Origin of the sequence: Pseudomonas veronii (assembly GCF_001439695.1) — a bacterium.
Lineage (GTDB): Bacteria > Pseudomonadota > Gammaproteobacteria > Pseudomonadales > Pseudomonadaceae > Aquipseudomonas > Aquipseudomonas veronii.
Genome location: NZ_JYLL01000010.1, coordinates 137,153 through 149,052, shown reverse-complemented (window position 1 = coordinate 149,052; position 11,900 = coordinate 137,153). Strand labels below are relative to the sequence as shown.

The window sequence follows — 11,900 nt, the reverse complement described above, 5'->3', positions numbered from 1 at the left end:
TTGGAGATAACGATGATCGAAAACAAATTCTCAGGTAGTAGCTCAGCTATCACCGCAGCAGACTTGGACCACTTGGAGTCTGCTATCGGCAAGACGCTGCCGCCGCCCTTCCGAAATCACTACCTCAAATACAACGGCGGCACCCCTGAACGAACTTATTGGCAAGATGAAGACTTTGAAGAGCCCGTAGAAGTGTCCGTTTTCAAGCCGATTTCGGATGGCGAATCCACGGTGCTATCCACTTATCAGTTAATGCTGGAAAAAAAGGTTATTCCTGCACACCTCCTACCTTTCGCGAACGATTGGGGCGGCAACTTTTTTTGCCTGAATCTCGATACCGGGACAGTCAGTTATTTCACAACTGATACGTTTGATAGCGACCTCAGCTCTGAAGAAAACCATGCTGAATCCGAAAAACCCATTTGCTCAAATTTCCTCAAATTCGTTCAGGGGCTGATTGATGAGGAAGATGTCGACGAGGAATAAGTACAACTACAGGTTCTCTCAAAAAACCGTTCCACCTAGCGGGATCATAGCAGGCGCTCGTGTTCTGCCTCTGAGGGCCCCCGCCCGACGGCCGCTGGCTCAATCGCCTCTACTACGGCCGCCGCCGCCTGCGCCAGCGCAAACGCAGCCCCACCGGCCAGCCCTGGCAACTGCCGCCGCCCCACCAAAAGAACTTCGAATACGACCCGGCCGACAACCTGATCGGCCGCCGGGAAGGGAGCCAGCACCAGTTACTGCATTACGACGCGACCGCTCGAATCATCGCCAGCGAGGACAACGTACAAGGCCAGCGCGAAACCTTTGCCTACGACGCCGCCGCCAACCTACTCGACGGTCCGCAAGTAAGGGGCGGATGGGTACGGCATAACAAACTGCTGACCTATCAGGACAAGCGTTACCGCTATGACGGCTTTGGCCGACTGATCGAAAAACGCAGCGCCGCACGGGGTTTGCAACATTTTGCCTACGACGCTGAACACCGCTTGATCGAAGTACGCAGCCAGAAGAACGGGCGCGAAACGCTGGTGAAAATGACCTATGCACACGCAGCCCGCGCTGATGGCAGACTCAGATCACATAAAACCCATGTGTCCCATCCCGAGCCAATTGCTCCACCAGTCCAAACTCCCAATCCAGATAGGCCTGCATGGCTTCCTTGGGATTGTCGGTGCCTTCATACGGCCGGCGGTAGCGGTCGATGCGCGGCGAGGCCAGGCGGGTTTCACCTGCTTCCAGCGGCAGTTGGGCGGCGATCCAGCCGGCGGTGCCGTCTTGCAGCAGGAACACGTGTTTGCCGGTGAGGGCTTCGACTTCGGCCACGGCCAGGTGTGCCAGTTGGCTGCTGCCGCAGGTCAGGACGTAGCGCTCGGCGTTCGGCACCTTGGCCAGGGCTTGCGGCAGTTGCGCGCGCAGGGCCCACCAGGCGCCGGGGATGTGGCGCTTGACGTAGTTGGCGCTGGCGGTGAAGTCCAGCACCACGGTGTCGCCATGGGCCTGCCACTCGGCCAGGGTCTGCGGGCTGATCAGTTCGGCCTGGGGCGCGGCGGGCACCGGGGCGATCCAGGCGCCGGTTTCACTGAAGTGTGCCGGTTGCAGGTCATCCAGCACATGCACTTCCCAGCCCAGTTGGGCCAGCCAGGACGCAGACATATTCGCCCGCACACCGTCGTCATCGGCCAGCACCAATCGCGCACCGCGCACGCTGGCGACATGGTCGGTTTCCTGGACCAGTTGGCCGCCCGGGGTGGAACGGGCGCCGGGCAGGTGGCCGGTGTCGAATTCTTCCGGGGTGCGTACATCGAACAGGTAAGTGGTGCGCGTCGTGTCCTGTTGCCAGCGTTGCAGGTCGGCCAGGCTTGCGCGGCCGACGCGGGCCCGGTCGGCCACTCGGCGCGCATCCTGGGCGGCGAGCTGGCGATGGGCTTCGCCGGTCGGCGCAAAGCGGCGCGACTGGCCGTGGGCGAGTGTCTGCCCGGCCAGCGTCCAGCCGATGGTGCCATTGCGCAGGGCCGACACGGGGTTGGCCACGCCGGCATTGATCAGCGACTGGGTGCCGATAATGCTGCGGGTGCGCCCGGCGCAGTTGACGATGACGCGGGTGGCCGGGTCCGGCGCCAGCTCACGGGCGCGCAACACCAGCTCGGCGCCGGGCACGCTGATGCCGGTGGGGATGCTCATGGTCTGGTATTCGTCGAAGCGGCGGGCGTCGAGCACCACCACATCGGCCTGGCTGTCGAGCAGGGCCTGCACCTCTTCGGCAGCCAGGGACGGCGTGTGGCGCTCACTCTCCACCAACTCGCCGAAGGCCTTGCTCGGCACGTTGACGTCGATAAACAGCTCGCCACCGGCGTTGCGCCAACCGTCCAGGCCGCCCTCCAACAGGCTGACCGCGGTGTAGCCCAGCGCAACCAGGCGCTCGGCGGCGCGGCTGGCGAGCCCTTCGCCGTTGTCGTAGACCGTCACCTGGGTATCGCGCCGCGGGATGCGCGAGTACACCTCCAGTTCCAGCTTGGACAGCGGGATGTTCGCGGCGAACAGTGGGTGGGATTCGGCAAACGGCGCTTCTTCGCGCACGTCCAACAAGGCGACTTCTTCGCGGTCCAACAGGGCCTGGCGAATCTGGGCAAAGCTGCGGTGCGATACGGTGCTCATAGGGCAGGGCTCTTTTCTTTGGACAAGTCCCAGATGTTCGGGAGAAAGGCGTTGGAATAACCGGAGATAAACAGTTTTTCGCTGCCGTCAGGCTGGTACACCGCGCGGCGCACGGCACCGATATTGGCGCCGTACACATGAATGCTGATCGACACCTGATCGGGGTGAGCATTGCTGACCTGATGGATATCGCCGACCTTGGGCGACACGGCCTCGACCTGGCCCGGCACCAGTTGGATCGGCTGGCCCGCGGCGACCAGGCGCCCGTCGGTGGCCCGCGCGAAGCCTTGGGAGAATTCCGAACCGCGCAGCATGCCGATCAGGCCCCAGACCCGATGGTCATGAATCGGCGTGCTTTGCCCCGGCCCCCATACGAAACTGACGATGCTGAAGCGCTGGCGCGAATCGGCATGCAGCAAAAATTGCTGGTAGCGCTCGGGGTCGGGTTGGGCGTATTCGTCGGGGAGCCAGTCGTCATGGCTGACCAGTTGCGCGAGCAGCTTGCCGCCACGGTGCAACAGGTCGCCTTCGCGTGGATTAGCGTCGATCAATTCCGCCAGGGCGCCTATGAAGGCCCTGAGTCTTTCGGGGTGCTTGGCCTGGGTCATGACACTTCCATCGGCTACTGTTGATCGGTTTATCTAAGCATAATGTTTGTAGTTAATATGCTATTTTTTAATGATTAGCTTATAGCTGAAGGTGATTTAGAACCGCTCTGCATAGTGTTAGACGTTATCGAACACAGCCCGGGCTATCCAGAAAACGTGCCTGCAACTATGCTTCGCACACATCTTAATGACTGTTTTCTATGTGCGGCCCAAATGAAAATTGACGATATCGATGCTTTTGTCGAAGTGATTCGGTGCCAGTCCATCAGCCATGCCGCCGAGTCGTTGCAACTGACCCAGCCGGCCATCACCCGCCGTGTGCAGAACTTCGAGCAGGCGTTGGGCGTGGAGCTGTTCGACCGCAACACCAAGCCCCTCAAGCCTACGCTGATCGGCACGCGCGTCTATGAGCAGTGCCGGCTGATCCTGCGTGAGATGGATGCCCTGCGCGAACTGGTGGCCACCGATGCGCCGCCCACCGGGCTGTTGCGCCTCGGTGTGCCGCAAACCATCGGCGACGTGGTGCTGCTCGATGCGCTCAAGCACCTGCGCACCGAATACCCTGACCTGCGCGCCCAGGTCGCCACCGGCTGGGGCAGCCAATTGGTCGGCAAGATCGAACGCGGCGAGCTGGATGCGGCGGCGGCGTTGTTCCCGGCCGGCAAGATTTTCCCGGACAACGTGGTGGGTGAATCCATCGGCAAGATGGAGTTGGTGGTGGTCTGCGCCAAGGCACAGTTGCCGAAGAAACCGTGCAAGCTGGCCGATGTGTACCAGAACGGCTGGATCCTCAACCCGGACGGCTGCGGCTTCCGTGCCGGCTTGCAACGCACCTTGTCCGATCAGGGCCTGGCGTTGCGGGTGAACCTGGAAACCTTCGGCACCGAGCTGCAACTGGGCCTGGTGGCGGACGGCCTGGGCCTGGGCCTGGTACCGCGCCCGTTGCTGGAGCGTAGCGCCCACCGCGAGCAACTGGCAGTGATGCCGCTCAAGGACTTCAAGCCGGTGATGAACCTGTGGCTGATCTACCCGCACTTCCTCGGTAACCTGCAAGGGCCGGTGGATGCGTTCGGCAAGTGGGTGGCGGACGCCTTGCACAAGATCCGCAACGCCGCTTGACCCCTGTGGGCGTGTAGGGGCGCGGGCGGCAAGGGCTTTAACCTGACCGTAGATAACGTTGTGTTTTCCCTGGGCCTGAGGTCTGATGGGCGCGGAAAATTGCTGGGTCAGGTGGGTCACTCATGCGCGAAGAACTCGCACACTATGGCGGTATTACCGTCATGATTCCGGCCGCGCTGGTCATCGCTGTGTGGCTGCGCTATTCGTCGCCGCGGGCGCTCAAGGGATGGCTCATCACCGTCGCTTGCACTTATTCAATCGTGGCGTTCAGCAAGTTGCTGTTCAAGGGCTGGGGCGTTTCGTTTCAACACCTTGATATTGCCGTGCTCAGTGGCCACGCCATGAACACATGCCTGGTGGTCACCGTGGCAATGAGTTTGGTGGCGCGCCAGTTCAACCCGGCCTTGCGCTGGCCCGCGGCGCTCGCCGGATTGATCGCCACCGGTTGGTTCAGTGCTTATTGTGTCGCGCCGTACATTCACCCTCTGAACGAGGCGCTGGCGGGCGGGTTATTGGGCGCGGTGGCCGCGCTGACGTTCTTGTGGCGAATAGATGTCGCGCAGGTCAATGTGTCGCCATCGCTGATCGGCGCTGGGGCAGTGGTCGTGTTATTGAGTGCGCTGGTGCCCAAGTACAACGCCGAGAACCTGCTTAACCATGTCGCCGTCAGCGTCTCCGGGGCGTCACGCGCCCATCAGGAGCCCGCGTGGCGCGTCGGCTCCGGGCCGATCAAGGCGCAATGAGTGGAGGCGTGTCTTGAACGGGCATACCGGTTGATGGGCGTCCCTCGGTGCTGAAGATGTTCGCCAGTAGCTCGTCGGTCTTGGTTTGCATGAAATGGCGGTCGCCACGGCTCTCTACGCACAGGCAGACGGACAGGGCATTACTGACTTGCAACTTGAAGCGCCAGTCGGCGAAGACCATGGACAGCCCGGAACCGGATTCGTCGAAGTCTAAAGAGTTGCTGGCATATAACATGTGCATTCGCTCAACCACCGTTGTCGAGTTGTCGACATTGACATGAATGTTTCCCGAAGACGGGAACAGGCCAATACGCTCTACCAGTAACTTTGAACTTTTCATGGCCGTGCCTCGTTGCTGTACTCGGTGGGCACTTTATTATGAAGAGGCGCAAAAGTAAGGGAATGTTATTTTTAGTCGGTCAATAGGCGATTATGTTATTTATTGTCCGGCTGAAGAGATGGTCGAAACTTATTGCCTGTGAACATAATTGCCTGGCTTGTTTCAGGGTGCTATTGGCTGGCGTTGATGTTATTTATTCTTTGCTTTGGCTCATGAGTACTTTGCGGCGCGTGGGAGATGGCGGTGTTTAATAAGATTTTGATTGTGTGTGTCGGCAATATTTGTCGCAGCCCCATGGCGGAAAATTTACTGCGTGCCGCACTTGCTTCCAGCGATATACAGGTGAGTTCGGCGGGGTTGGCGGCGCTGCATCAACACCCGCTGGAAGCCACGGCTTCGCGGGTACTGGAAGAACACGGGCATGCTTTTCAGCCCCACCAGGCACGGCAATTGACGAGCGGGGCGGTGAGTGAAGCGGACCTGATTCTTGTGATGGAACAGTGGCAGATCGAGGAGGTGCTCAAACTCGCGCCGGTGGCTCGGGGTAAAGTATTCCTGCTGGGCAAGTGGCAGTGCAATAGAGAAATCAAAGACCCTTACCGCCAAGGCAAACCGGCATTTCTACAAGCGTATGGCTTGATTGAGGAAGCGACGGATGCGTGGGCGCAGTTGTTGGCGGGTTGAGGTTGTTTGAATGTTATTTAAGGTCGGACATGATCGCTTGAACCCTCTATTGGAATATTGGGAAAGTGACTCGTGAGTTGAGCGTCAAGTGTTGAGAAGATTGTGTTGTCAGGCTCTAGTGAGCGTTTGTGTGTCGAGTATAGCCGTTGTACGTGCATGGAGCCGGGCGTCTTGCACCCTGTGCCATTCCTAGACTATCTGTAAGAAAAAGAACTGACTTATGCAATCAGTAACTGCGGTAACTTCACACCATTCGGATGACACTGATTTAGACTTTATGGCGCTGGTGGGTACTCTACTGGATCATAAATGGCTGATCGGTGGAATCAGTATTGCCTTTATGGCCCTAGGCGCGGCCTATTCGGTATTGACGCCGCCGATCTATCAAGCGACCGCGTTAGTTCAGGTCGAACCGAAGAAGGGCGACATGCTGGGCTTCTCGGATGTTGGCAGCCTGCTCGGTAAAGAATCGCCGACGGTGACCGAAATCGAACTCATCCGCTCGCGGATCACCATCGGGACCGCCGTCGATAACCTGAACCTGGACCTTGACGTCAAACCCAAGCATTTCCCATTGCTGGGGGACTTTATTGCCCGTCGTTTCAAACCCACCGAACAGGAGGCAGTGGCTGCACCGTGGTTGGGGTTGAGCAGCTTCGCCTGGGGTGGTGAGGAGCTGAAGTTTTCCGAGCTGCGCCTTCCCGCCAAACTGCTGGGCCAGGAGCTGACGTTGACCGCCGGCAATGGCGGCAGCTTCACGCTGTCGGACCAGGACGAGGCTGTTTTGCTTGAGGGCCAAGTGGGGCGCGCCTACGACAGCAATGGCATCAAGCTGCGTGTCGAACAGCTTCGGGCCAACCCCGGTACCACTTTCAGCGTGGTCCGTTCACCGCGCCTGAGCACCATTTTGCGCTATCAGAAATTGCTGGATGTGGCTGAACGCGGCAAGGAATCGGGGATTATCGGGCTGGCCCTGGAAAGCCCGCGACCTGCCGACGCGATTCAAGTGCTCAATGAGGTCGCACGCATCTATGTGCGGCAAAACATTGACCGTACCTCGGCAGAAGCCGCGCAAAGCCTGGCGTTTCTCAAGGGCCAGTTGCCGCAGGTGCGCAAGGATGTCGAGCAGGCGGAAGCGGCGTTGAATCAATTTCAGATCCGCAACAAGACCATCGATATCAGCCTGGAAGCGAAAGCCATCCTGGATCAGATCGTCGCGTTGGATGCCAGCATCTCCGAACTCAAGATGCAGCAGGCGGAAATAGAGCGCAAGTTCACCCCTCAGCATCCCGTGTACCGGGCGTTACTGACTCAATTGGCAGAGCTGACCGAGCGCCAGAATGAGTTGGCCAAGAAGGTCGAGAGCCTGCCCACCACCCAGCAGGAGCTGCTGAGCCTGACCCGCGATTTGAAGGTCAGCACCGAGATCTACACGCTGCTGCTGAACAAGTATCAAGAGTTGGACGTGATGCGCGCCGGCACCGTGGGCAATGTGCGGCTCATCGATACCGCCGATGTCGATTTGCGAAGCCCGGTCAGGCCGCAGAAAGCGCTGATCATCGTGATTGCCACACTGCTCGGTGCCTTCGTCGCGATCGCATTGGTGATGTTCCGCAAAGCGCTCAACCGCGGTGTTACCAACCCGAATGACCTGGAAAAGCTCGGCTTGCCGGTCTACGCCGCGATCCCGTTCAGCACGATCCAAAAAGAACTGGATCAAAAAACCTTTCGTAAAGACCGGGTCGCTGGCGCACGACTGTTGGCCATGACTCATCCGTCGGACCTTGCGATCGAGGGGTTGCGCAGCCTGCGTACCAGTTTGCATTTCGCCATGCTGGAAGCCGCTAACAATCGCCTGATGATCTCCGGGCCCAGCCCGCAGGTCGGCAAGACCTTTGTATCGGCGAACCTGGCGGCGGTGGTTGCCCATTCAGGGCAGCGGGTGTTGTTGGTCGACGTGGACATGCGCAAAGGCTATTTGCACAAGGTCTTCGGCGTATCGGTTGAAAACGGCTTGTCTGACGTGCTGGCCAAAAACTGCGAACTCACCGCAGCCATCCACCACACGGCCGTGGACAACCTCCACTTCCTCGGGCGAGGGCAAGTACCGCCGAACCCCTCTGAACTATTGATGCACGCCAATTTCAGCGCGTTCCTCGAACAGGTCAGCGCGCTGTATGACCTGGTGATTCTGGATACCCCGCCGTTTCTCGCGGTGACGGACGCAACCATCGTGGGGCGTCAGTCGGGCACCAACCTGATCGTGGCTCGCTTCGAAGTGAACTCTGTGCGTGAAGTGGAGTTGACGATGCGTCGCTATCAGCAAAGTGGCATCGAGCTCAAAGGCGCGATTTTCAATGGCATCGAAAAACGCTCATCCGCCAAATACGGCTATGGCGCCTACAGCTATTACAACTACGACTACAAGTCAGACAGCGTTTGATCTTGCGCTACCGGCAATCGACGTCCAACGAGCAGCCTTTTTACCACTGGCCGCAGGTTCAAAGAGAAACGCTATGAAAGTTACAGTTTTTGGCATCGGTTATGTCGGCCTGGTCCAGGCCGCGGTACTTGCTGACGTCGGTCACGACGTGCTTTGCATCGACATCGACGTTTCGAAGGTCGAACGTCTCAATCAGGGGCATATTCCGATCTATGAACCTGGCCTGGAGGCTCTGGTCAGGGATAACCGTGCTGCCGGTCGCCTGAACTTCACCGCCGATGGCGTGGCCGCGGTCAAGCATGGCGAAGTGCAGTTTATCGCCGTGGGTACGCCTCCCGACGAAGACGGTTCCGCGGACCTCAAGTACGTGCTGGCGGTGGCTGAAACCATCGGTCTGCATATGGACGCGGCGCTGACGATCATCGACAAATCCACCGTCCCGGTGGGCACGGCCGATAAGGTCAGCGCGCGTATTGCGGCCATGCTGGCTCAGCGCGACCGCAGCGATTTGAGCTTCGAGGTGGTGTCCAACCCGGAGTTTCTCAAGGAAGGCTGTGCGGTTGCCGATTGCACACGGCCGGACCGCATTGTCATCGGCACGGCCAGTCCACAGGCCGAAGCGGTCATGCGCGAGCTGTACGCGCCGTTCAATCGCAATCACGACCGAATCATCGTGATGGATGTACGCAGCGCCGAGCTGACGAAGTACGCAGCCAACTGCCTGCTCGCCACCAAGATCAGTTTCATGAACGAGATGGCCAACCTGGCCGAGCGCTTGGGCGCCGATATCGAGATGGTTCGCCAGGGGATCGGCTCCGACCCGCGCATCGGCTATCAGTTTCTTTACGCGGGCGTCGGTTACGGCGGCTCGTGCTTCCCCAAAGATGTCCAGGCGTTGATCCAGACCGCCGACGGCATCGACTTCGATGCCACGCTGCTCAAGGCCGTGGAACGGCGTAATGCCGAACAGAAACAGACGCTGTTCAACAAGCTTTCCAGTCGCTTCAACGGCGAGCTGGCGGGTAAGACCTTTGCGCTCTGGGGGCTGAGTTTCAAACCCAACACCGATGACATGCGCGAAGCACCCAGCCGGGTGCTGATGGAGGCCTTGTGGCGCGCGGGCGCCAAGGTGCAGGCCTATGACCCGGAAGCCATGGAAGAAACCCAGCGCATTTATGGCGACCGCGACGACTTGCGCTTGTGCGGCACCCAGGAGGCAGCCCTCAAAGGTGCGGATGCATTGATGATCGTCACCGAGTGGCAGGCATTCAAGGCGCCGGATTTCAACGTGATCAAACGGCAACTCAAACAGCCGTTGATTTTTGACGGACGCAACCTGTTCGACCCCGGCAGCGTGCTGAAGAAAGGCATTGAGTACATTTCCATTGGGCGACCTCTCAATACGGTATAGGTCCTCCCATGAGTGTGCTTAAAAGAGTCGTCAACGGCATTGGCGCCAACTCGTTTGGTCAGGTGGTCAATCTGCTGATCCAACTGGTGAGTGTCCCGGTCCTGATCGCCAGTTGGGGGTTTGGCGCCTACAGTGAATGGGTCGTGCTGTCTGCGATCCCCACCTACCTGGCGTTGTCCGACCTGGGGGTTACCACCGCCGCCTCGAGCAAGGTGGTGATATGGCATGAGCGAGGCCGGTTGAAGGTTGCCAGTGCGGTCTACAGCACCAGCTTTGCGTTTTTACTGTTGGTGGGGGTTAGCGTGTTATTGCTGGCTGTTGGCTCTCTGGCGTTTTTCGACCTGTTCAGCCTGCTCAATCTCAAGTCCATCCGGAGCGGCGATGGGGTATTGATCCTCTCGGCGTTGACTGGGTATTCGTTGCTGTGCCTGCTGACCAACATGGTTTCGATACGTTACCGCGCATCCAAGGCGCTGCCTTTGTCGTCCTTCATCATGAATGTGATCAGGATGCTGGAATGGTCGGCCGCCTTACTGTGCGCGTATCTCACCCATAGCCTGGTTGCCACCAGCCTGGCGCTGTTGATCGTCCGTTCGAGCGGAATTGTGGTCAAGAATCTGCTGGCCGATCGGCTGGGCATCAGCTTGCGCTTCGATCCTTCGGTGGTCGGGAAGCGGGCGTTCATCACCTTGATCAGACCCTCGCTGGCGTCTTTGGCCTTTCCGATCGGGCTGGCGCTGAATGTTCAAGGGCTGACGATTTTGTTGTCGATACTGCTGTCACCGGCCCATGCCGCGATATTCGGTCTTTACCGAACGATCTCAAGGGTGTTGGTGCAGTTTTCCACGGTGGTGAATCAGTCGATCTGGCCGGAAATCTCTTATGCATTCTCCGTCGGTGACAACCAGTTGGTCAGGAAAATGATTCGTTATGCGCTGAGGTTTTCACTGCCCATTGCCTGTGTGATGGGTGCGCTGATCGTGGTATTCGGCGGGTCGATATTCGATGTCTGGTCGGGCAGAAAGGCGGATTACTCGGCAACCGTCATGCTGGTACTGATTGTCGGCGCACTGACGCATGTGGCGTGGCAGGTGTACTGGGTGGCCATGATGGCAACCGCTTCCTACTCGGCGTTTGCAGTGGTGTTCATGTTGGTGTCGATGGTCAGTGTGCTCGCGGTTTTTTGCCTGGCTCAAGACTTCGGACTGCTGGGTGTCTGTTATGTGCTGGTGGCCACGGAAGGGGTGTTGTTCTGCTTTGCCAAACGCGGGTTTTATCGTCTTGAACAGAGGATGGCCCGTGTTAATTAATTACCTGTTCCAGCACCGGCTGAAGGTGAGCCCGTTCAAGCTCGTCGGGTTGAAATACCTGGCCAAGCGCGCGCTGCTGCTCAGCCGATTGCTCCAGGCCAACCACCGCCAGTGCCGGCTGCGCCGACAGGGCGCGACTATCGGTGCGCTGGTGATGATCAACGATGCGGAGTTTGAAGGCGCCGTTGGCCGTTTCAGCATCGGCGCGGGCAGTTTTATCGGCAAGCGCACGTTTATCCAATTGCACGCCCCCGTGAAGGTTGGCGGGCATGTTGCGATCAATGACGGTGTACGAATCCTGACGGGCACGCACGGCGTGGACGATCCCGCTTGGCAGTTGAAGGTCGCGCCGGTGGTGATTGGCGATTACGCATGGATTGCCACGGGCGCGATCATCTTGCCGGGGGTGACCATCGGTGAAGGCGCCGTGGTCGGTGCGGGCAGTGTCGTTGCCCGCGATGTAGCGCCTTTCACGATCGTCGCGGGTAACCCGGCGGTCGCGATCAAACGTCGCGCCGAGTGCGCGTTCACCTACAGCCCGGTCAGGTCGAGTGCCGTGGTTGAAGCCTGGATGGGTAAATAAG

11 protein-coding genes and 1 pseudogene are annotated in these 11,900 nt (G+C 59.1%); 9 read left to right on the top strand and 3 right to left on the bottom strand.

Annotated elements, in window-relative coordinates:
- The first annotated feature begins 12 nt into the window (after positions 1-12).
- Both TU80_RS15265 and TU80_RS31610 read left to right on the top strand, forming a co-directional pair.
- Positions 13-486, top strand: a complete 474-nt coding sequence (locus TU80_RS15265) for an SMI1/KNR4 family protein (RefSeq protein ID WP_057004829.1) — start codon at positions 13-15, stop codon at positions 484-486.
- Between the two features lie 83 nt (positions 487-569).
- Positions 570-1,046, top strand: a pseudogene (locus TU80_RS31610) (RHS repeat-associated core domain-containing protein); the annotation flags it as partial.
- A 28-nt stretch (positions 1,047-1,074) separates the two neighbouring features.
- Here TU80_RS31610 and TU80_RS15250 read toward each other — a convergent pair.
- Together TU80_RS15250 and TU80_RS15245 are read right to left on the bottom strand one after the other, a co-directional pair.
- Complete coding sequence (locus TU80_RS15250; protein ID WP_057004826.1) at positions 1,075-2,658, bottom strand: rhodanese-related sulfurtransferase; 1,584 nt, start codon at positions 2,656-2,658, stop codon at positions 1,075-1,077.
- Entirely contained in the window at positions 2,655-3,266 is a 612-nt protein-coding gene (locus tag TU80_RS15245) for a cysteine dioxygenase family protein (protein WP_046383845.1), read from the bottom strand. Before TU80_RS15245 ends, TU80_RS15250 begins: the two co-directional genes overlap by 4 nt.
- 213 nt (positions 3,267-3,479) lie before the next feature.
- Between TU80_RS15245 and TU80_RS15240 the strand changes: the two genes are divergently transcribed.
- Together TU80_RS15240 and TU80_RS15235 are read left to right on the top strand one after the other, a co-directional pair.
- On the top strand, positions 3,480-4,385 hold the full coding sequence (locus tag TU80_RS15240; protein WP_046383844.1) for a LysR family transcriptional regulator: 906 nt from the start codon (positions 3,480-3,482) through the stop codon (positions 4,383-4,385).
- A gap of 122 nt (positions 4,386-4,507) precedes the next feature.
- The gene (locus TU80_RS15235) at positions 4,508-5,128 is read left to right on the top strand and encodes a hypothetical protein (protein ID WP_046383843.1); all 621 of its coding nucleotides are present in this window, start codon (positions 4,508-4,510) and stop codon (positions 5,126-5,128) included.
- On the opposite strand, the gene TU80_RS15230 is transcribed toward TU80_RS15235, so the two are convergent.
- Positions 5,115-5,468, bottom strand: coding sequence for a phosphomannomutase (locus tag TU80_RS15230; protein WP_232591609.1), 354 nt, complete (start codon positions 5,466-5,468; stop codon positions 5,115-5,117). The genes TU80_RS15235 and TU80_RS15230 overlap by 14 nt on opposite strands.
- A gap of 243 nt (positions 5,469-5,711) precedes the next feature.
- Between TU80_RS15230 and TU80_RS15225 the strand changes: the two genes are divergently transcribed.
- The 5 genes from TU80_RS15225 (at position 5,712) to TU80_RS33720 (ending at position 11,899) form a co-directional block, all read left to right on the top strand.
- Complete coding sequence (locus TU80_RS15225; protein ID WP_169850583.1) at positions 5,712-6,152, top strand: low molecular weight protein-tyrosine-phosphatase; 441 nt, start codon at positions 5,712-5,714, stop codon at positions 6,150-6,152.
- Positions 6,153-6,372: 220 nt separating this feature from the next.
- Complete coding sequence (locus TU80_RS15220) at positions 6,373-8,595, top strand: polysaccharide biosynthesis tyrosine autokinase (protein WP_057004825.1); 2,223 nt, start codon at positions 6,373-6,375, stop codon at positions 8,593-8,595.
- A 73-nt stretch (positions 8,596-8,668) separates the two neighbouring features.
- On the top strand, positions 8,669-10,006 hold the full coding sequence (locus TU80_RS15215; protein WP_046383840.1) for a UDP-glucose dehydrogenase family protein: 1,338 nt from the start codon (positions 8,669-8,671) through the stop codon (positions 10,004-10,006).
- An 8-nt stretch (positions 10,007-10,014) separates the two neighbouring features.
- The gene (locus TU80_RS15210; protein WP_057004824.1) at positions 10,015-11,316 is read left to right on the top strand and encodes a lipopolysaccharide biosynthesis protein; all 1,302 of its coding nucleotides are present in this window, start codon (positions 10,015-10,017) and stop codon (positions 11,314-11,316) included.
- Positions 11,306-11,899, top strand: a complete 594-nt coding sequence (locus TU80_RS33720) for an acyltransferase (protein ID WP_269783961.1) — start codon at positions 11,306-11,308, stop codon at positions 11,897-11,899. The genes TU80_RS15210 and TU80_RS33720 overlap by 11 nt, the downstream gene beginning before the upstream one ends.
- The last annotated feature ends 1 nt before the right edge of the window (position 11,900 follow it).

Bases quoted from the DNA above. Each gene is read 5' to 3' on its own strand.
- TU80_RS15265 (WP_057004829.1), top strand. From the start codon at position 13: ATGATCGAAAACAAATTCTCAGGTAGTAGCTCAGCTATCACCGCAGCA.
- TU80_RS15250 (WP_057004826.1), bottom strand. From the start codon at position 2,658: ATGAGCACCGTATCGCACCGCAGCTTTGCCCAGATTCGCCAGGCCCTG.
- TU80_RS15245 (WP_046383845.1), bottom strand. From the start codon at position 3,266: ATGACCCAGGCCAAGCACCCCGAAAGACTCAGGGCCTTCATAGGCGCC.
- TU80_RS15240 (WP_046383844.1), top strand. From the start codon at position 3,480: ATGAAAATTGACGATATCGATGCTTTTGTCGAAGTGATTCGGTGCCAG.
- TU80_RS15235 (WP_046383843.1), top strand. From the start codon at position 4,508: ATGCGCGAAGAACTCGCACACTATGGCGGTATTACCGTCATGATTCCG.
- TU80_RS15230 (WP_232591609.1), bottom strand. From the start codon at position 5,468: ATGAAAAGTTCAAAGTTACTGGTAGAGCGTATTGGCCTGTTCCCGTCT.
- TU80_RS15220 (WP_057004825.1), top strand. From the start codon at position 6,373: ATGCAATCAGTAACTGCGGTAACTTCACACCATTCGGATGACACTGAT.
- TU80_RS15215 (WP_046383840.1), top strand. From the start codon at position 8,669: ATGAAAGTTACAGTTTTTGGCATCGGTTATGTCGGCCTGGTCCAGGCC.
- TU80_RS15210 (WP_057004824.1), top strand. From the start codon at position 10,015: ATGAGTGTGCTTAAAAGAGTCGTCAACGGCATTGGCGCCAACTCGTTT.